Origin of the sequence: Uliginosibacterium aquaticum (assembly GCF_012972705.2) — a bacterium.
Lineage (GTDB): Bacteria > Pseudomonadota > Gammaproteobacteria > Burkholderiales > Rhodocyclaceae > Uliginosibacterium > Uliginosibacterium aquaticum.
The window spans coordinates 1,463,511-1,483,206 of sequence record NZ_JABCSC020000001.1 but is presented as its reverse complement, the minus strand read 5'-3'; the positions used below and the strand labels follow the sequence as shown (position 1 = coordinate 1,483,206).

The 19,696-nt window shown below is 64.1% G+C and carries 13 protein-coding genes; 4 read left to right on the top strand and 9 right to left on the bottom strand.

From position 1 onward, the window contains the following. Positions 1 to 81: 81 nt before the first annotated feature. Positions 82 to 1,578 (top strand): 4-alpha-glucanotransferase, encoded by a 1,497-nt coding sequence (malQ, locus tag HJ583_RS06560; RefSeq protein ID WP_170021142.1) that lies wholly within the window; start codon positions 82 to 84, stop codon positions 1,576 to 1,578. Between the two features lie 62 nt (positions 1,579 to 1,640). Here malQ and HJ583_RS06555 read toward each other — a convergent pair whose 3' ends face one another. Beyond that, positions 1,641 to 3,530, bottom strand: coding sequence for a hypothetical protein (locus HJ583_RS06555; protein WP_173863640.1), 1,890 nt, complete (start codon positions 3,528 to 3,530; stop codon positions 1,641 to 1,643). Positions 3,531 to 3,872: 342 nt separating this feature from the next. Here HJ583_RS06555 and mfd point away from each other — a divergent pair, with 342 nt between their 5' ends. From mfd to HJ583_RS06540, 3 genes are all read left to right on the top strand, one after another. After that, positions 3,873 to 7,313 carry a transcription-repair coupling factor gene (gene mfd, locus HJ583_RS06550; RefSeq protein WP_170021141.1) on the top strand — a complete coding sequence of 1,147 codons (3,441 nt, stop codon included), beginning with the start codon at positions 3,873 to 3,875 and terminating at the stop codon, positions 7,311 to 7,313. A 77-nt stretch (positions 7,314 to 7,390) separates the two neighbouring features. Further along, positions 7,391 to 8,488 (top strand): calcium/proton exchanger, encoded by a 1,098-nt coding sequence (cax, locus tag HJ583_RS06545; RefSeq protein ID WP_170021140.1) that lies wholly within the window; start codon positions 7,391 to 7,393, stop codon positions 8,486 to 8,488. 140 nt (positions 8,489 to 8,628) lie between these two features. After that, positions 8,629 to 9,318, top strand: a complete 690-nt coding sequence (locus tag HJ583_RS06540; protein WP_170021139.1) for a DUF3334 family protein — start codon at positions 8,629 to 8,631, stop codon at positions 9,316 to 9,318. Positions 9,319 to 9,363: 45 nt separating this feature from the next. Here the strand turns inward: HJ583_RS06540 and HJ583_RS06535 are convergent, their stop codons facing one another. From HJ583_RS06535 to rfaD, 8 genes are all read right to left on the bottom strand, one after another. Further along, positions 9,364 to 12,831 (bottom strand): UvrD-helicase domain-containing protein, encoded by a 3,468-nt coding sequence (locus tag HJ583_RS06535; RefSeq protein ID WP_170021138.1) that lies wholly within the window; start codon positions 12,829 to 12,831, stop codon positions 9,364 to 9,366. Between the two features lie 140 nt (positions 12,832 to 12,971). Further along, positions 12,972 to 13,805 carry a hypothetical protein gene (locus HJ583_RS06530; protein ID WP_170021137.1) on the bottom strand — a complete coding sequence of 278 codons (834 nt, stop codon included), beginning with the start codon at positions 13,803 to 13,805 and terminating at the stop codon, positions 12,972 to 12,974. 122 nt (positions 13,806 to 13,927) lie between these two features. Next, on the bottom strand, positions 13,928 to 14,350 hold the full coding sequence (locus tag HJ583_RS06525) for a type II toxin-antitoxin system VapC family toxin (protein ID WP_170021136.1): 423 nt from the start codon (positions 14,348 to 14,350) through the stop codon (positions 13,928 to 13,930). Continuing rightward, on the bottom strand, positions 14,350 to 14,604 hold the full coding sequence (locus tag HJ583_RS06520; RefSeq protein WP_170021135.1) for a type II toxin-antitoxin system Phd/YefM family antitoxin: 255 nt from the start codon (positions 14,602 to 14,604) through the stop codon (positions 14,350 to 14,352). The genes HJ583_RS06525 and HJ583_RS06520 overlap by 1 nt, the downstream gene beginning before the upstream one ends. A 326-nt stretch (positions 14,605 to 14,930) precedes the next feature. Continuing rightward, positions 14,931 to 17,645 (bottom strand): PD-(D/E)XK nuclease family protein, encoded by a 2,715-nt coding sequence (locus tag HJ583_RS06515; protein ID WP_170021134.1) that lies wholly within the window; start codon positions 17,643 to 17,645, stop codon positions 14,931 to 14,933. A gap of 135 nt (positions 17,646 to 17,780) precedes the next feature. Then, positions 17,781 to 18,104 (bottom strand): ferredoxin FdxA, encoded by a 324-nt coding sequence (fdxA, locus tag HJ583_RS06510; RefSeq protein ID WP_170021133.1) that lies wholly within the window; start codon positions 18,102 to 18,104, stop codon positions 17,781 to 17,783. A gap of 162 nt (positions 18,105 to 18,266) precedes the next feature. Beyond that, positions 18,267 to 18,647, bottom strand: a complete 381-nt coding sequence (locus HJ583_RS06505) for a ComEA family DNA-binding protein (protein WP_170021132.1) — start codon at positions 18,645 to 18,647, stop codon at positions 18,267 to 18,269. Positions 18,648 to 18,689: 42 nt separating this feature from the next. Continuing rightward, a complete protein-coding gene (rfaD, locus tag HJ583_RS06500) occupies positions 18,690 to 19,694 on the bottom strand; it encodes an ADP-glyceromanno-heptose 6-epimerase (RefSeq protein ID WP_170021131.1) in 1,005 nt (334 codons plus the stop codon). Positions 19,695 to 19,696: the final 2 nt, after the last annotated feature.

Below are 19,696 nucleotides of genomic sequence, written 5' to 3'. Positions count from 1 at the left end.
AAGCAGCCCCCGGATTCGGGACTTCGGCCTCCATCCGGGCTACAAATATCTTCTGTATCTGCAGCAAAAAGGACTCACCCCATGCGCTTCCCCCGAGCCAGCGGCATCCTCCTCCACCCCACCTCGCTCCCCGGCCCGCATGGTTCTGGCGATCTGGGCATCGAAGCGCGCCACTTCGTCGATTGGCTCGCCGCCAGCGGCCAGTCGCTGTGGCAGATCCTGCCACTAGGCGGCATTGGCCCCGGCAACTCGCCCTATATGAGCAGCTCGGCCTTTGCCGGCAATGTGCTGCTGATCGATCTGGCCGAGTTGCAGGCGCAAGGCTGGTTGCCCGCCACGCTCACGCCCGATCCGGCGTTCAGCGGCACGGCCATCCACTTCTCCGCTGTCGTCCCCTGGCGCATGGCCCGCCTGCAGGAAGCCGCCACTTGTTTCTTCCTCTCTGCCAGCAGCCAGGCCCGCCAGAACTACGCCAATTTCTGTGCCGCGCAGGCCGGATGGCTGGACGACTACGCTCTGTTCATGGCGCTCGCCGACCACTATGGCTGGCAGGACTGGTGCGACTGGCCTGCGCCGCTGGCCCGGCGTGAGCCCGCCGCGCTGAATGAAGCACGCCAGCAGCATGCCGAGCGCATCAACTTCTGGAAATTCTGTCAGTGCGCCTTCTTCCGCCAGTGGCATTCACTCAAAACCTATGCTCATTCAAAAGGCATCCAGATCATTGGCGACGCACCGATCTTCATCGCCTATCAGAGCGCCGAAGTGTGGGCTCGGCCTGATCTGTTCGAACTTGATACGGATGGCAAGCCGCAGGTAGTGGCCGGCGTGCCACCGGATGCTTTCACCGCAGAGGGCCAGCGCTGGGGCAATCCGCTGTATCGCTGGAGCGCCCACGCCGCCGAGCACTACGCCTGGTGGATCACCCGCATCCGTCGCACTTTCGAGCTGGTCGACATCGTGCGCATCGATCACTTTCGTGGCTTCGTCGACTACTGGGAGATTCCGGCTAGCGAGCCCAATGCGATCAAGGGACGCTGGCTGGCCGGCCCGGGCGCTGCGCTGTTCGAGGCCATCAGCGCAGCGCTGGGCCCGCTCCCGATCATCGCCGAGGACCTGGGCATCCTGACCCCGGCGGTCGACGCCCTGCGCCAGCAACTGGGCCTGCCCGGCATGCGCATCCTGCATTTCGCCTTTGGCAGTCAGGGGGAGGAACGCAGCGCAAACGCCTACCTGCCGCACAACTACAGCCCGGACACCGTGGTCTACACCGGCACCCACGACAACGACACCACGCGCGGCTGGTGGGCCGAAATCAGCGAGGCCGAACGCCAGCATGTGCGTGACTACCTCGCCATCGACGGCGCTGACATCCACTGGAGCCTGATCCGCGCTGCCTGCGCCAGCGTAGCCGACACCGCCATCCATCCGCTGCAGGATGTGCTCGGCCTCGGCACCGAAGCGCGCATGAACTTCCCCGGCAAGGCCGAGGGCTACTGGCAGTGGCGCTTCGAATGGGCGCAGTTGCAGCCGCGCCATGGCGAACTGCTCGCCAGCCTGTGCCGGCTTTACCGGCGCTGAGTCCGAAAAAAAAGGCCGTTCCCCGCCAAAGCGGGAGAACGGCCAGGACTCAAGAGCTTGAATTACTGGTAGTACTTGTCGTAGAGCGGAGCCGTACCGCTCACCCCTTCAAGCAGGTGGACGCGGTAGTCATACTTGGCCTTGCGCGTAGCCTCGCCGCTGTAGAGGTAATCCGTGCTGGTGGCGATGCCGACCACGACGCCGTTCTTCGGCGTCTTGCTCAGATCCAGACACGACTCACCGCTTTCCACAGGCTGGCTATAGACCGCCGTGCCATCGGCTGCACGATAGGCCAGCTGGAAGCGCATGTTGTTGCCCAGCGGCTGGAAGTTGACCCGCACCTTGTTACCACTGACCTTCAACGGGATCTGGTTGGCACCACTCCAGCCCGGCAAGGTATCGGTCGCCGGGATCAGGGTCGTGCTGCTCTGGGTGGTGGCCGCGTAGAAACTCAGCTTGTGGCTGGTCTGCTTGTAGTAGCCGCCAGCCGACCCCTCGGAGACGATGGTGCGTGCCCAGTTGTCATTGATGGGCACCTTGAAACCATCCGTCCAGACACCGAAGTCGACCATGGCCTGGCGGGCACGGTATTCAGTGATCAGGCGGCGGGTCTGCGCATCACCCAGACCTTCGGAAAGAGAAGCCAGGATGTTGTTCTGCGTACCTTTCTTCCAGATCCAGGCGTTCGAACCCTGCGACAGATAAAGCGCGATGAAGTGGGAGAAGGCAGCGTTGTACTGGTTGCCGCCGAGGTATTCCCGCCAGGTGCCGATCTGCTGTCCGCTCGCAGTTTCCATGTGCACGCCTTCAGCGTTCGGGCCGCCGAAAGTGCCGTCCTGCAGCCAGCCGCTGTAGTTCTCGACCGGCATGTGCGGAGCCAGGAAAGGTGCGCCATCCAGGAAGCCCACGCCACGCGAGCCAGTGCGATTGCCCGTCATGGTCATCTGCAGCCAGGTGTTGGAGCCTTCGTTGAACCAGGCAGCCTTGTTGCCCATGCTGGCCATGATGGCGTGGATGTATTCATGCGTGACGCCGTTGTACTCGCTAGCGGTCACCACCGGGTAGTAGGACAGCAACACCATCGGATAGCCATTGATACCGCTCTGCCAGCCCCCCTTCTCGGTATTGCTGGCGCTGTCGGTGCACAGACCCGAGCCAAAGAGATAGATGTTGCTGAAGTAGCCTTGCTGCTGCAGCTTATCGACCGGCCAGCCCATCACGTTGTGGATGTAGTCGGCGTCCTTGTTCATGTGTGCGAGCAAGGCATCGATGTGGGCATCGGTAATAGCCGGGTTGCGGTTCTTGCCCCAGATGAAGGCAAAGCGCCCGGAGGTCTTGTAGCCGGCCACGAGGCTGGCGTTGCAACCCAGATAGAGCTTGAAGTTGGCCGGATTCACCGTGGCATTGGTGCTATCGGTCTTCATGTCGTAGTTCAGATCGGGCGTGTACTTCGGCCAGGTATAGGCGCTGCATTGCGCGGCCGAACTGCTGCTGGACGAAGCTGCCGAGGAAGCCACGGAAGAAGCTGCGGCACTCGAAACCGCCACCGACGATGCGGCCCGCGAGGAAGTCACGCTGCTGGAGACAGAGCTGGTAGCAGAGGATTTCGCAACCGAAGAACTCGCGGCACTCGAACTGCTCAGCGCGCTCGACGAAGCACGCGACGACGCGGTTGACGAACTGCTGCTCGATCCTGCCAGCGGCACCGAACATTCATTCACACCCCCGGGAATTCGCGCACCGAAGGTAGCCTGGCTACAGGTAAAGGCACCTGTAAGTTGCCGGTAGAAGAACTTGTCAGCGCGACCAAAAGCGACTTTGGTCGAACTCGCCACGTTGCAGGCAGCCCCTTCCTTGCAGATGGTTGTATAGCCTGACGGCCGGTTGGCGGCCTGGGCCCCACTCGCCAGCAATGCCGCGAGCAGCCCGACAAACAGAGGGTTCAGCTTCATCTATTTCTCCAATAATGTTGCGGATCCCTGCGCTCCCTGTGGGCGCTCTCCCTTGCTCTGCGGCATGTCAATTGGATCCGGTAGGCGGAGCTTGAGGATTGTTCAATACTGCAATCAAGTCTTTTCCTCCAGAGTGCAGATAGCTCCGTCGAACGGAAACCCATGCCTGCAGACGGGGCCGAAAATCACCGCGCAGCATCGGCCGCGCCCGGACGCCTTATAATCCGCTCCTGTCAGCGCTTGGCCAGCTAGCACGGCCGGCGCACCAGAACCTGCCCCGCCACACCGGCCGCGCAGCCCGCAAGGGCTTTTGCGCGGCGTTTTCCATTGCTGCACACCACGATGAGCTCCCCAGCCCTGCCCCCGCTCCAGCCCCTCGCCGCCTTTAGCCTGCCCAAGCCCGGCCAGCGTTTCGACCTGCCGCGCCTGCACGGTTCGGCCGATGCCGCCGCACTCGCCCAGCTCGCGGCCAGCGGGCAGAAGCTGATCGTCATCACCGCCAATCCGCTTGATGCGCAGCGCCTCGTCGAAGAGATCGCCTGGTTCGCCCAGGGCTTGCGCGTGCATTTGCTGCCGGACTGGGAAACCCTGCCCTATGACAACTTCTCGCCGCACCAGGATCTGATCTCCGAGCGCCTCGCCACGCTCTACGCGATCCACAAGGGCGAGTCGGACATCACTCTGCTGCCGGCCACGACCGCCTTGTACCGCATGGCGCCGCCCCAGTATCTCGCCGGCCACACCTTCTTCATGAAGGCCAAGCAGGTGCTGGATGTGGAGGCCTTCAAGCTGCAGATGGCGCTGGCCGGTTACGAGCATGTGACCCAGGTGGTGCGCCCCGGCGAATTCTCGGTGCGCGGCGGCCTGATCGACCTGTTTCCGATGGGTGTGAAGCTGCCTTACCGGATCGATCTTTTCGATGACGAGATCGACACCATCCGCACCTTCGATCCGGACACCCAGCGCACCGTCTACCCGGTGCCGGAAATCCGCCTCCTGCCGGCGCGCGAATTCCCGATGGACGACAAGGGGCGCAGTCATTTCCGTGCCGCCTTCCGTGAAGCCTTTGAGGGTGATCCGACCAAGAGCCCGATCTACAAGGATGTCTCCAACGGCGTCGCCTCCGCCGGCATCGAGTACTACCTGCCATTGTTCTTCGATGCCACCGCCAGCCTTTTCGACTATCTGCCGAAGAATGTGCTGCTGGTCACCCATCAAGATGTGCCTGCCGCCATCGAAGCCTTCTGGGTCGAGGCCAACAGCCGCTACCGCCTGATGGCCGGTGACCGCGCGCGGCCCCTGCTGCCCCCCGAGCAACTCTTCCTGCCGGCAGAGGCTTTCTGGCTTGCCGCCAAAGCGCTGCCACGCGTCGCCATGGGCGAGAAGAATGAGGGCCACGCGCTCAGCTCGGCGCTGCCGGATCTTGGCGTAGAGCGCAAAGCCAGCGACCCGCTGCACAAACTCAAGCACTACCTCGCCAACTTCCCGTGGCGGGTGTTGGTGCTGGCCGAGTCAGCCGGCCGTGCCCAGACCATCACCGAGTATTTTCACGAATACGATCTGAAACCCGCCGCCAGTGCCGATCTGGCCGGCTTCCTCGCCACCGACGCCCGCCTCGGGCTGGCCAGTGGACCGCTCTCGGCGGGCTTCGTGCTGCCCGGCGCCAACATCGCGATCCTCACCGAAAACGAGCTCTACGCGGCCCAGGCCCGCCCGCGCGGACGCGGCCGGGATGCCCGCAAGAGCACGGTGGAAGGCTGGCTCAAGGATCTGTCGGAACTCAAGATCGGCGACCCGGTGGTGCACCAGAGTCACGGCATCGGCCGCTATCTGGGCCTTGTTCACATGGACATGGGCGAAGGCGACACCGAATTCCTGCATCTGGAATACGCGGAGGACACCAAGCTCTACGTGCCGGTGTCCCAGCTGCATGTGATCACCCGCTACGCTGGAGCCGACCCCGAGAACATCGCGCTGCACAAGCTCGGCTCAGGGCAGTGGGAAAAAGCCAAACGCAAAGCTGCCCAACAAGTTCGCGACACCGCCGCCGAGCTGCTGGTGCTCTATGCCAAGCGCGCCGCGCGCCCAGGTCACAAGTTCGATTTCAAGCAGCACGACCTGGAAGCTTTCGCCGAGGGCTTCGGCTTTGAGGAAACGCCGGATCAACTCAACGCCATCAACGCCGTGGTGGACGACATGCGCTCGGGCCGCCCGATGGACAGGCTGGTGTGTGGCGACGTGGGCTTCGGCAAGACCGAAGTTGCCTTGCGCGCCGCCTTCATCGCGGTGGCCGACGGCAAGCAGGTCGCCGTGCTCTGCCCCACTACGCTGCTGGCCGAACAGCACTACCAGACCTTCGCCGACCGCTTCGCCGACTGGCCGATCAAAGTCGCCGAGATTTCGCGCTTCAAGACCGCCAAGGAGCAAGCCGAAGCCATCGAGATGCTGGCGCAGGGCAAGGTAGATATCCTGATCGGCACCCATCGCCTGCTGCAGAAAGACGTTGAATTCAAACGCCTGGGCCTCGTGATCATCGACGAAGAGCACCGTTTCGGCGTACGCCAGAAAGAGGCCCTGAAGAACCTGCGCAGCGAGGTCGACATCCTCACCCTCACCGCCACGCCGATCCCGCGCACCCTGGGCATGGCGATGGAAGGCCTGCGCGAGTTCTCGGTGATCGCTACCGCGCCGCAGAAGCGCCTCGCCATCAAGACCTTCGTGCAGGGCTGGAGCAAGGGCATCGTGCGCGAGGCCGTGCTGCGCGAGTTCAAGCGCGGCGGGCAGGTGTACTTCCTGCACAACGAAGTCGACACCATCGAGAACATGCGCCACACGCTCACCGAGCTGCTGCCCGAGGCGCGCATCGTGGTCGGCCACGGCCAGATGAACGAGCGCGAGCTGGAACGCGTGATGAAGGACTTCACCGCCCAGCGCGCCAACCTGTTGCTGTGCACCACCATCATCGAAACCGGCATCAACATTCCCACCGCCAACACCATCGTCATCAACCGCGCGGACCGCTTCGGCCTCGCGCAGCTGCACCAGCTGCGCGGCCGCGTCGGGCGCTCGCACCACCAGGCCTATGCCTATCTCCTGACCGATGCCAACGCCAAGCCCAGCGCCAACGCCCAGAAGCGCCTGGAAGCCATCACCATGATGGAAGACTTGGGCTCCGGCTTCTTCCTCGCCATGCACGACCTGGAAATCCGCGGCGCCGGCGAGGTGCTGGGCGACAACCAGTCCGGCGAGATCCAGCAGGTCGGCTTCGCGATGTATTCGCAGATGCTCAACCGCGCGGTGAAGGCGCTGCAAAACGGCAAGGAAGTCGATCTGGCCCAGCCGCTGGACGTGACTTCCGAAATCAATCTGCATGCCCCGGCGCTGCTGCCCAACGCCTATTGCCCGGATGTGCAAGAACGCCTCACGCTTTACAAGCGCATGGCCAACTGCGAGGACGTGGACGAACTGCAAGCCATCCAGGAAGAGCTCATTGACCGCTTCGGCGAGCTGCCCGCGCAAGGTCAGGCCCTGCTCGAAACCCACCGCCTGCGCATCGCCGCAAAGCCCCTGGGCATCATCAAGATCGATGCCTCTGAAGGCCGTATCCATCTGCACTTTGAGCCCAACCCGCCGATCGAGCCGATCAAGATCATCAAGCTGATCCAGAACAACCGGAACTGGAAACTCGCCGGGCAGGACAAGCTCACCATCAGCATCACCGCCGAGAGTTTTGCCGAACGCGTCAACAAAGTACGAAATACCTTGAAGCAACTGGCAGCCTGAAGGGCTGCTCGCTGGCAATCGCAGGGGATGCGGCAACAGACTAGCCGCATACCCTTGAACCGTGAGGAAAAGCCAGCATGCGCCCACTCCTGAAAACCATCCGCAGCACCCCACTCCTGTGGCTACTGGTCTTCGTGCCCATTCTGTTCCTCACAGAACACCTCCGTGCGGCAAGCGGCACGCTGCTCTTCGTCCTCTCGGTGCTGGCCATCATTCCGTTAGCAGGCCTGCTCAGCACAGCCACCGAATCGGTCGCCGAGCGTACCGGTGACACCATCGGTGGCCTGCTCAACGCAACTCTGGGCAATCTCACCGAACTGGTGATTGCCTTCGCCGCCCTGAGTGCCGGTGAATACATGCTGGTCAAAGCCTCCATCGCAGGCGCTATCGTTACCAACATCCTGTTCATGCTGGGCGCATCCTTCCTGCTTGGCGGTCTCAAGCACCACACCCAGAATTTCAATGCCGCCAGTGCCCGCCTGCAGGCGGGCCTGCTTTTTCTTGCCACCACAGCCCTGCTGGTACCAACGGCTGTGGCCCATGGCGTAGCCGCTGATGCTCCGGTGCTGCAGGACCTGAGCCTCGCACTGGCCCTGCTGATGATCGCCATCTACGCTCTGGGCCTCTATTTCTCACTGGTGACCCATCGCGAATTCTTCGGCTCTGCCACCCATGAAGAGGAGGCTCAAGCTGAAGCGCACGAACAATGGTCGCTCCCCCTGGCACTGGGTACGCTGGCCGGCGTCACGGTGCTGGTCGCACTGGTCTCGGAGATCTTCGTCGCCTCAGTGCAGGAAGCGGCCCTGTCATTCGGCATGAACAGCGCTTTTGTCGGCTTTGTGGTGGTAGCTCTGGTTGGCGCTGCAGCCGAAATGGCTTCGGCATTTTCCGGCGCGCGCAAGAATCGTCTGGACCTCAGTGTCGGAATCGCCTTAGGCAGCGCCACCCAGATCGCCTTGTTCGTGGCTCCGGTACTGGTGATCGTCAGCCACTTCGTCGGCCCGGCTCCGATGAGTCTGGTGTTGTGGCCGGGCGCCGTGCTGATGATCCTGTTTGCCACCCTCACTGCAGCGCTGATTTCCAACAGCGGCCGCAGTGCCTGGTTCATCGGGGTACTCACACTGGGCGTCTATTTCACCTTCGCGGTCGCCCTCTACCTGCTGCCTCCGCGATAAAACACACGCCCGGCAGGCGCCACCTTGCCTTGACGCTGAACAGCCGGGGTTTACCGGGGCATTCCCGACTGTCATGCCAAGCCTGCCGCAACTATGCTGGACAAGCGGTACTCTCACCGTATGACAAGACTGGCTACGCCATGACCGAGAAGAAAGCACTTGCCGTTTTCGGCACCGAAGATGTCCTGATCCGCCTGTGCAACGCCGTCAGCGGAGTACTCAAGGCGGCCAGCCACAGCCAGATCCGCTACTCCGGCATGGTGCAGCGGATCACCAAAACCTGCCTGAAGCCGGACATCGGCTGCTTCGTACTGTTTGACGGGGGCTTCTCCGGGCTGGTGGTGCTGAACTTCTCGGCCCCGGCCGCCATGGAGTTGTATGAGCAATACATGCTCAACATGGGCATGAGCAAGGCCGATCTCGCCACTGCCCACACTTCGGACGACGTCAGCAACGTCATGGGTGAGTTGATGAACCAGATCGTGGGCGAGTTCGTGGCCACCATGGCGAACGAACTGCAGACGCACATCACCCAGAGCCAGCCCAAGATGCTGGTCATCAACAAGCAGGTGATGCTGAGCGTGGATACCAATATCGATACGCCGGAAGCCCGCCGGGTAACCTTCCACACCGGCCGCAATAACATCTTCTATCTGGAAATGGCGATCGACCGGACCGAGTTCATCCAGCTCTACGACTTCGAGCCTCAGGCCGCCCAGGATCCGGATGAGCTGCTCTCCCGCACCCAGTCCGATGCACAAACAGAAGTGGAAACTCGCCCCAGCGGAGAAGGCCGGCACGACAAGCTGCTGGATGATCTGGGCATGTAAGACCACCGGGCCAGGAGAGAGCTACAAAGGCAGCCAGTCCAGCCCTCAGTCCACCACCACTTCCCCGCCCTCAGTGAAGACCAGCAAGGCCTTCACTGGTTTGCCCACAAAAACCGACGTCAGCAGCGCGCGATAGCCTGCAATCTGCAGCCGGTAATCCGCCAGCAGCGCATCCGCTGGCGCATGGCCGCTCTTGTAGTCGAGCACCCAGATCGCATCCTCGCATTCCACCCAGCGGTCGATGCGGCCGGGCTTGCCGTCATGCCCGACAAAACTCGTCTCGTTACCAGCGCGCCGGTATTGCGCGGGATCGAAGAAGCGCGTCAGCGTCGGGCGGCCCAGCAACTTGCGCGCAGCCTGCTCCACCGCCGCCTCCGCCTTCGGCAGCGGCCAGCCCGCGCAGTACGCCTCCAGCCAGGCATGCAGTGCGCTGCCAAAAGCCATGCCCTGTGCATTCGCATCCAGAACTGTCTGCGGCGCACGGCTCCGCTGTTCGCCCACTTTCGGCACCGCCGGCTGCTGCACAGCCGCCGCATCGCCCCGCTCGGTCTGCCCGAAGAAATCTGCCGGACGCTGCACGGCGGGCAATTCACCCTTTGTGCCCAGCTCCGCGCCCATCTTCAGCATCGCTTCGCTGATGCGGCTGTAGGCCGTCGGCACGCTGGATTTGCGCGCCTGCGCGATGCCGGAAACGATCAGCACCTGCTCGGCGCGGGTGATCGCCACGTAGAGCAGGTTCAGCTCCTCGCGCTCGGCCGCCAGCTTCTCGGCCTCCAGAAAGGCGCGGCGCGCCGGGCCGACTTCGCTGACGCGGCCAAGCAAGGAAAAGTGCTGCGGCAGATCTGCCTCCGCCGGCCAGTCCATCACCACGCCATAGCCTTCGGCGTTGCGCGGCGTGGCGTTGGCGTCGATCAGCCACACAATCGGCGCTTCCAGGCCTTTGGAGCCGTGGATGGTCATGATGCGCACGCGGCCCAGGCCTTCTCCCGCCGAGGCCACGAGGCCTTCATCCGGCGCCTCCTCATCAGCCGCCGACAGGCGCGCCAGCTCATCGACAAAGCGCGTCAGGCTCGGGTAGCGCCCGGCATCCACGTTCAAGGCCAGTTCCAGCAGCGCTTCAAGATTGGCATGCACGCCGGGCCACAGCGCGGCCGGCAGGGCGGCGCGGGTGCGCGCGAACCAGTCCGCCTCGTGGAAGATGCGGTCGATCAGGTCATGCGCCGGCAGGTGGGCCGAAGCTTCCAGCCAACCGGAGAGCAAGCGGACAGCGCGCTGGAAAGGCGTCTCACCCCGCACACCACCGTCGTCCCCGCGAAGGCGGGGACCCAGTGACTGCCTCTCTGTGTCATTCAACGTCTCTGGATTCCCGCTCGGGCAAAGCCCGGCCTGTCCTGAGCTTGTCGAAGGGCGGGAATGACGGGATTCGGTTGCATCGGTATCTTCCTTCCCCAGCCGCCGCAACACCGGCCACCACGGCCCACGCTCGGCCGAGAGGGCCAGCAGGTCTTCGTCCGTGAAGCCGAAGGCCGGCGTGCGCAGGCTGTGCGCGAGGCGCAGATTGTCCGCCGGGTCAGCCAGAAAACGCAGCACGGCGAGCAGATCCTGCGCTTCGAGTGTGGCCAGAAGCCCGCCCTGCCCCGGGCTCACGAAGGGAATTCCTGCCTCGCGCAGCGCCGCCTCGTAAGTGGCAAGCCGCGTCTTGGCGCGCGTCAGGATCAGCACGTCGGCATAGCGAGCGGGGCGCGCCTTGTCGCCCTCTCCGATCTGCCAGCAGCCCACCATTTCATTGATGCGGCAGGCGATGAGCGCGGCCTCCTCGGCGCGGCGCAAGTCTTCCGCCTCCACGCGCGGCGCCTCCAGCGGCAGGCGCCAGCCCTCGCCGGCTTCTTCTTCCGCCGCCTCCAGCACTGGAATCAGCGGCAGCAATTCGACGCGCGCCGGCAGCGTCGCCTGCTCGGTGGTCTGCGCCGAGAAGCCCGGCACGCCGTCGAAGGCCGCATTCACCAGCGCGACGACGCCAGCCGCATTGCGGAAGGTGTGGGCGTTGTTCACGTATTCCGCGCCGAACTCGCGCTGGAAGTATTCCCCCGCCGCCGCAAAGAGCTTCGGCTCCGCGCGGCGGAAGCGGTAGATCGACTGCTTCGGGTCGCCCACCAGAAACACGCCGGGCTTGGCCACGCCCGTTCCTGCATAGCCGTCCAGCCAGGCGCGCAGGATGCGCCACTGCAACGGGTTGGTGTCCTGAAACTCGTCGAGCAGGATGTGGCGGTAGCGCGCATCCAGCCGCGCCTGCAGCCAAGCCGCAGTGCCCTCGGCGTGCAGTAAGCGATCGATCTCGGCTTCCAGATCGCCGAAATCCATCACGCGGCGTGAGCGCTTGAGTTCCTCCAGCTTCGCCAGCAGGGCTTCGCCCACCACCAGCGCCTGCCGGTTGAACGCGGCGTTACGTTGATCCTGCTGCGCCTCGATGGCCGCGATCAGGCGCGCGCTCCAGGCCTCGTGCAGGGTCAGGAAAGTATCTTCCCCGGCGCCGAGGCGCTTGGCCTGTGCCGCGCTGGGTTTGCGCGCGCGTGCGCTGCCGGTGGCGGTGAGGAAGGCAGCGCGGATTGCCGTGAATGCGGGGCCCGCATCATCCTGTAGGTGCGGCTTCAGCCGCACATCGCCGGCTGAAGCCGGCCCTACATCCTTGTCGAAGGCTTCACGCAGATCCACCACTGCCTGTGCCAGCGCATTGCCCAGCGCCTGATCGCCGGCCGTGTTCAGCCCGAGCAGGCGCGCGAAGTCTTCCAGCTCCGCCAGCCGCGCCGGCGTGAAGCAATCGGCGAACGGATCGCCACCCGCGCCGAAAGCCGCATCGAGCGCGGCCAGCGCCGCATCCACACCGCCCTGCGCCTCCAGCCACACGCGCCACTCGGCGCGCCGATCCACGAAGGCGCGCAGCAGCTTCTCGCTCATCGCGCGGCCCACCTCGGCATACAGCCACAGCAGCGCGTACGCCACCGGCCCATCCGGCGCGCGCGCGCAATCGGCCGCGAGCTGCGCCCAGGCCTCGTCGAGCAGGCTGCCAGCGGCCTCATCCAGCGTGCACCCGGCCACCCCGCTCTGCAGTGGCGCACCGCCCAAGAGGCGCGCAAACCAGCCGTGGAAGGTAGTGATCGTGATCGGCGGCTCGGCCGCCAGCACCGCCTCGAACAGCCCGCGCGCACGCGGCAGCGCCGCCGTGGCCGCCGCCGCCGACAGGCCACGCTCGCTCAGGATTTTCAGCGCAGCGTCGTCATCGGCCCGCGCCAGCTCGGCGAGCAGGCCGCGCAGGCGCGCCTCGATCTCGCGCGCCGCCTTGCGCGTGTAGGTGATGGCGAGGATCTCGCCGGGTTTGACGCCGGCCAGTAGCAGGCGCAGCAGACGGCCAGAGAGCAGCCAGGTCTTGCCGCTGCCGGCACAGGCCTCGACCACCACGCTGCGAGCGGGATCGAGGGCGAGGAAGCGTTGGGTTTGACGGTGTTCGGGGGTCATGTTCATTCAGGATTTGGGTAGGGAGCGCAACGCGCACCATTACCAGGAGCAGCGAACCGATTCCGCGTGCGCGGTGCGCACCCTGCTCGGCTGCAGATTGACGTATTTGTAGGCTGTGGTGATGTCGTAAGTGGCCATGATTATTTGTCCTTGCGAGGCAGGAGTACTTGATCAACAAATTTTCGTGTGGCGGCGTCCGCCCCAACTGCATGCCCCGGGCACTTGTAGGCGCTTAGCCAGGGCGACGGGTCAGCTGAGTTCGGTTTGGCCGGCGTCCAGGCATAACGCGTAAATTCGCCCAGCACTTCATTGGTCTTGAGGTCCAGCACCTTCACCGTGCTGCTCGCCAGTCCTAGGGCCCGCTCTTCGGGAATCACGTGATCCTCATACGTCACCCCATAGCGCGGCCCTTCCGCCGGCGCCGGCTCACGCTTCAGTTTCCAGAATGAATATGGGTTCTTCGATGAGTAACGGTCCGGATCACGTTCCCACGGCCGGTCGTAGTAACCCGAATACCTCCACTTCACCCCCGTACCTTCCTCCACCACATCCACGTAGCGGTAGCCGGGATACGCAGATGGTCGTGAGCTCACATAGCCACGGTCACTGGGCGTAATCGAGCCGGGAGTGCCGTCACCATTGCCTGCTGCGTTTTCGTACAAAAGAAATGAGCTGATGTACTCATCTGCCCATCGCTCCAGCGCAAACGCCGCCCCTGGCCACATCGGGTCAGCCCAGCCACTCGTTGGGCGTGGCCTCACCTTCAGCAGCACAATCCCCTCCACCTCCGCGACCGTCTTGTAGATCTTGATGCCGGCCACGTTCTTGCAGCGGTCTTCAAACAGGGCGTGGCCCGTGTCGGCACGTTGCCGCTGTGAGGGCGTGGGGCCGCTGGCGCAGGCGGCAAGCAGCGGCAGGGCTAGCGCAGCGAGCACTAAGCTGCGCAGGGGCAGGAAATGAGGACGGGCGTTCATGCACGGAACTCCTTGAGCAGGTAATCGTTGAGAGCGCAGTCGTAGGGCGCGGTGCTAACCGCGCCGCATGGCAAACACAAGCCGGCGCAACTCGGCGCAACTCGGCGCAGTTTCACTGCGCCCTACGCCTTGTCCCACGGATTCACCAAGCCCACGCCCATTTGCGCGAAGTCCGCGACATTGCGCGTCACGACCTGCATGCCATGCACCAGCGCGCTGGCGGCGATGAGGGCGTCACGCTCGCTGCGCGGGTCGGGCACATGCAGGCGAGCGCAGCGCTGGGCCACGGCAGCATCAATCGGCAGGATGCGCCCGGCAAAAGCCGGCAACACATGCTGGGTGAGCCAGGTGCGCAGCAAGGCGCCCTGCGCGGCGTCGCGCCGCTCGACCTGCAGGATGCCCAGTTCAAGTTCCAGCACGGTGATCGCAGAGATGTAGAGGCCGGCAGGCTGCTGCGCGGCGGCCCAGGCGATCACCTTCGCGTCGGCCTTGCCGCTTTTGGCCTTGCGCAGTTCGGAGACGACGTTGGTATCCAGAACGAACATCACTCGAACTCCGCCGGGCGGGCGATGCCCTCGGCACGCGGCGGGGTGAGGTCCACATCTTCCACGCCGGGCATGGCGAGCAGATCGATGATGCTGGGCTGGCCGGCGCTGAGGCGCTGGTATTCCTCGAAACTGAGCAGCACATGCGAGGGGCGGCCTCGGTCGGTGATGATCACCGGCCCGCTGGCGGCGGCATGCTTGGCACGGCTGGTGTCCTGATTGAACTGGCGGCTGGAAAAGGTGGCGAGGCTCATGATGAAGCTCCTGCGGAAACACTTGTAGTAACGTTACTACTTCAAATCAGGCAAAGCAAGCTTGGGTTTGTTTCGCCTGTAGATTCGGCCCTCAGATTGAAAGCAGCCGCGTAAACCTTCGTGACTTCGTGGCTTCGTGTGGGGTGCTTTTACTCTCACGAAGACACGAAGACACGAAGAAGTCGTGAGCCGCCACCTCGTAAGGCGCAATCATCGTAGGGCGCCAATCGCCCGCAGGGCATTGCGCCGGATGTTTCCACCTGCGCCACCACATACGGTGCAATGCGCGCCTGCGGCGCTTCGATTGCACCCTACATAAATCCCGCTCACGCGACCCATTCTTTCCGGCACAGCCCCCGCATCTCGCAATACTGGCAGGCTCCCGCCGTACCCTGCGCAGGCATGCGCGCGCCATCGAGCATGGCGTTGAAGCTGACGTCGATCAGGTCCTGCAGGCTGCCGGCGCGCTCTTCGGGCTCGGCCAGCGGCGCGGCAGCAAGTTCGTCACCGTCGAGCGCAACGTAGGCGGCCTCAGCCACGCACTGACCGGTGAGCAGCGCGTAGAAGGCGAGCTGGACGTCGTCCGGGTCCTGCACCTGATCGCGCAGGGGTTTGATGGCGCGGGACTTGTAGTCGAGCAGCGCCTGCTGGCCCACGGCATTGACATCGACGCGGTCGATGCGGCCTTGCAGCGTGAGGCTGCGGCCGGGGCCGATCTCGTGTTCGCGGCGCTCTTCCACTTCACCGCCCTGCCAGCGCCAGCCCTCTTTCTCGCGGTCACGCTGCCAGGCGATGTAGTCAGCCAGTCGCCCGCGCCAGCGCAGGCGCCAGGCGTGGTCCTGAAAGTTGCGCGCTACCACGCCAGCGAAGGCGGCCTCGGTGAAGCCTTCGAGCGCGGCGAGCAGCGCTTCGTCGCTATGGCCGGCGAGTGTGCGGTGCTGCGCGTGGAAGTCGCGCAGGATGCGGTGGAGCAGCTCGCCGAAGTCTTTCTTCTCCATGCCTTCGCTGAGTTCGTCGAGTTCCGCAAGGCGCAGCACATAGCGCGCGAAGTAGCGGTAGGGGCAATTGATCAGGGTCTGCAGGCTGCTCGCCGAGACGCGCGTCGGCACCCGCGCGGTCGGCGCGCTGGGCGCAGCGGCGGCGGTGAGCGCCACATCCGGGCTGGCCGGACAGGCGCGCGGGGCGGCCTTGTCGACAAGACTCTCCCCGCTCGCCAGGCGCAGCGCAGCTTCCAGCACGGCCACCTCAGCAGCCGGCATCAGCGCTTCGTCGCGGCGCAGGCTCTGCCAGGCGATCACTACGGCGTCGCTGGCGAGCACGAGGCCGGCAAGATCTTCGCGCAGCTGGGCACGGTCCAGATCCAGCCCCGGCAGGCCCAGTTCGTGGCGCACGCCGGCATGGGTCAGCCAGCCGGGCGCGGCGGGCGGTGCGAGGTGTTCGGCGTCCGCGCCGATGACGATGGCGGCGTCGAACGGGCGCAGGCGCGTGGCGGCGAGGTGGGTCATGATCACCGGGCTGGCAATGCTCTCGTCGCGGTAGAGCTCGGCGTCCATCTGGCGGTTGAACCAGGTGCGCCAGGCGGCGAAGCGGAAACTGCGCTCGCGCGGCACTTCATCGCCTGCCGGTTCGGTGAGCTCCGCCGCGCGGGTCTCCAGCCATTCGAGCCAGTGCAGGCCGGCCTGATCCTCATTGAAGTGCGGCAAGGCGCCGAGCAGGTCGAGACTCTTGTGCAGGCGGCGCAACCAGTCCGCCAGGGTGCCAGCGGCATTGGGGCGCAGCGCGGCGCGCGCCTCAATCAGGCGATCCAGCAGTGGCAAGGCTTCGGACATCTGGCGCTCGACGGCCTCGGCGCGCAGGCGATCCAGCCCGCTGGCGATGCTGCTCTCGCGGATCAGGCGCTCCACTGCATCCGCGCCCTGCCCGCGCGTGAGCGGGTCGAGGTCGGCGAAGATCAGCGGCGCACGCAGCAGATCGATCAGCGCGCGGTGCCAGGCATCCGAGGCAATCACTTCCAGCCAGGCATCGACGACCGCCGCGACGCGCGTGGTGACGAGCTTCCAGCCGGTTTCGTCCTGCACCAGCACGCCCTCGCGCTCCAGCAGCGCGCGGGCGCGGCGCGCAGCGAGGCGGTCGCAGGCGATCATGGCGATCTCGCGGCGACCCTCAATGAGCCAGTCGATCACCTGTTGAGCGACGGCCGCGCCGAGGTCTTCAAGGCTCTCGGCTTCGACGAGGCGCAGCCGTTCGCGTGCAGCTTTGAGTTGATCGGCTGAGAAGCCTTCCATGCGCGCGCGCAGCGGCGGGGCATCGCTCTTCGCCGGCCAGACGCGCGCCAGCAGCTCGGCCAACTCGCCTTCGGCCACGGCCCGGGTTGGTTCCAGTACCAGCACCGGCACGCGGGCGGCAGCCTGCTCGATCAGCGCCTGCATGGGCTGACTGGGCGGCGCTTCGAGCATCACGATCAGCGGGCCTGTCAGGCTATCGACCCAGCTCGCCGCCGCAAGCAGACGCGCGGCGGCACACGAATGCTCGCCCTCGGCCTCGGCCCGCCACAGGGTGTTCACCAAGCGCGCTTCGAAGTTCAGCGGCTGGCTGTCTTTCAGCTCGAAGCCGCGTTCGAGCTTCTCAAGCAATTCGGCTTCGTTCGCTGGCAGTTTGACCGCGTATTCGGTGAGGGTGTCGAAGAGCTGGGTCAGCTCAGCGACCACGTCCCACAACATGGCTTCATCCAGCCAGTTCTGGCGGCGCAGGAGGCTGTGCAGGATCAACTGGCGGCGCGCGTCCGGCATCACCGGGTGCTGCGTGAGCCAGGGTTCGACGAGGCTGGACAGTGTGCCGATGCGCGGCAGGAGCAGCGGCCCGCCTGCGACAGCGCGCAGGGCATCATTCAGGGCTGGCGCGAGCTTGAGATTGGGCAACAGCAGGCTTGCCGTCGAGAGGTCCGCCGGGCCGCCCGCAGGCGTCAGAAAAGCGAGGATCTGCGCCGCACAACGCGGGAGGAAGTGCGCATCGGGCGCGATGGAATGCCGGGTGCAAGTCATCCCGCAATGCTGCCAGAAGCGCAAAGAAAAAGGCGCAGGCCTTTGCGGCACTGCGCCTTGTCTTGTCGCATCTGTTTTGGGTAGGAGTGGCCTCTGGCCGCGAGCTCGCGGCCAGAGGCCACTCCTACAGAAAAATCACTTTTCCAGATGCTGGAGCTTGTCAGCGACCTTGTTCCACTCGTCAGCATCCGGCAGCGGATCCTTGCGCTCGACAATGGCGGGCCAGACCTTGGCCAGCGTGGCGTTCAGCTCGGTGAAGTGCTCCTGATCGGCCGGCAGATCATCCTCGGCGAAGATGGCCTCAGCGGGACATTCGGCGACGCACAGGGTGCAGTCGATGCACTCATCCGGATCGATTACGAGGAAGTTCGGCCCTTCGCGGAAGCAATCAACCGGGCAAACGTCCACGCAATCGGTGTATTTGCACTTGATGCAATTTTCGGTCACTACGTAGGTCATGGCGAACTCTCTTCAATCGTGGGAAACAGCGCGGGGCGGATAATACAGCGCGGGGCCGAATATAGCGGATTGTAGCCATGCCGTGCCCCTCACGCCGGGAATACCTGCATAACAAAACGCCCCGGCAAGCGGGGCGCGGGTAAAGCGTGGCAAGGCCGAAGACTAGATCTTGCCCTTCTTCTCGCTTGCCGCTGGCTGAGCAGCAGCTGTTTCAGCCTTGGCCGGCTTGGCTGTCGTTTTATCTGCTTTTTTATCGCCCTTGACCGGCTGGGGTTCAATCTTTGTCTCACCAGTCAGGCTCAGCTGGGGCTTGATCTTGTCAAAAGTCTTGTCACCAATACCCTTGACCTGCTTGATCTCTTCGAGCGTCTTGAAGCCGCCATTAGTCTTGCGGTAATCAACGATGGCGCGGGCCTTGGTCGGACCGATCTCGGCCAGGCTTTCAAGTTGCTCGACAGTTGCCGTATTGATATTCACGGCAGCCATAGCGAAACCGATGGATGCAACCCAAGCCAGCACGGCGACAAACAGCTTTTTCAACATAGAGGACTCTCCCTTGTGATGAATGAAGGAGAGCCCCAGGACTTACTGGCTCTCCAGAAGCTTGCTGCAGTATTTCCCGACGCCAGCTGCGACGTCATGGAAGGCGGCAGTGTAGCCAGCAGCCCGCAGCTTGGAGATGTCCGCTTGGGTAAAGCTCTGGTACTTGCCCTTGAGTATGTCCGGGAAGGGTACGTACTCAATCAGCCCCTGCGCCACCATCTCCGCCAAGCTGAGGACCGGCTTGCCTTCATGGGCACGAACCCCATTGATGACGCCAAGAGCAACGTCGTTGAAGCTCTGAGCCTGTCCGGTACCGAGATTGAAGATGCCGGACTGCTCAGGATGCTCAAGGAAATGCAGATTGGCCGCCACGACGTCTTGAACGTAAATGAAATCACGCAGTTGCCCGCCATCCGGATAGCCATCACACCCCACAAAGAGCTTGACGCGGCCTTCCTTGCGGAACTGGTGGAAGGCGTTGAAGGCCACCGACGAACCCGCTCCTGCCTTGTGCGCTTCGCGCGGGCCATACACGTTGAAATAACGGAAGCCCACCACCTGGGCGGTCAGCTCGCTCCAGCGGCTCCGCAGCACGCGATCAAACAGCACCTTGGAGTAGCCATACACGTTCAGCGGGCCTTCAAACTCCGGCTCTTCACGGAAAGTGCTGCTCGCACCATAGGTCGCAGCCGAGGAGGCGTAGAGCAAGGGAGTTTTCTGCGCAATGCAGAAATCCAGCACATCCACCGTGTAACGGTAGTTGTTATCCATCATGTACTGGCCGTTGTGCTCCATGGTGTTGGAGCAGGCGCCCTGATGCAGGATGGCTTCGACCTTGCCGTCAAACTGGCCGGCCAGCAGCGCATCGCGGAAATCGTGCTTGTCGAAGTAGTCCGCCACTTCGAGATCGACCAGATTGCGGAACTTGTCACCCTTGGTCATGTTGTCGACCGCGATGATGTTCCGGATGCCACGAGCATTGAGGCCCGCAATGATGTTGGAGCCGATCATGCCGGCTGCGCCGGTAACGATGTAATAACGGGACATTG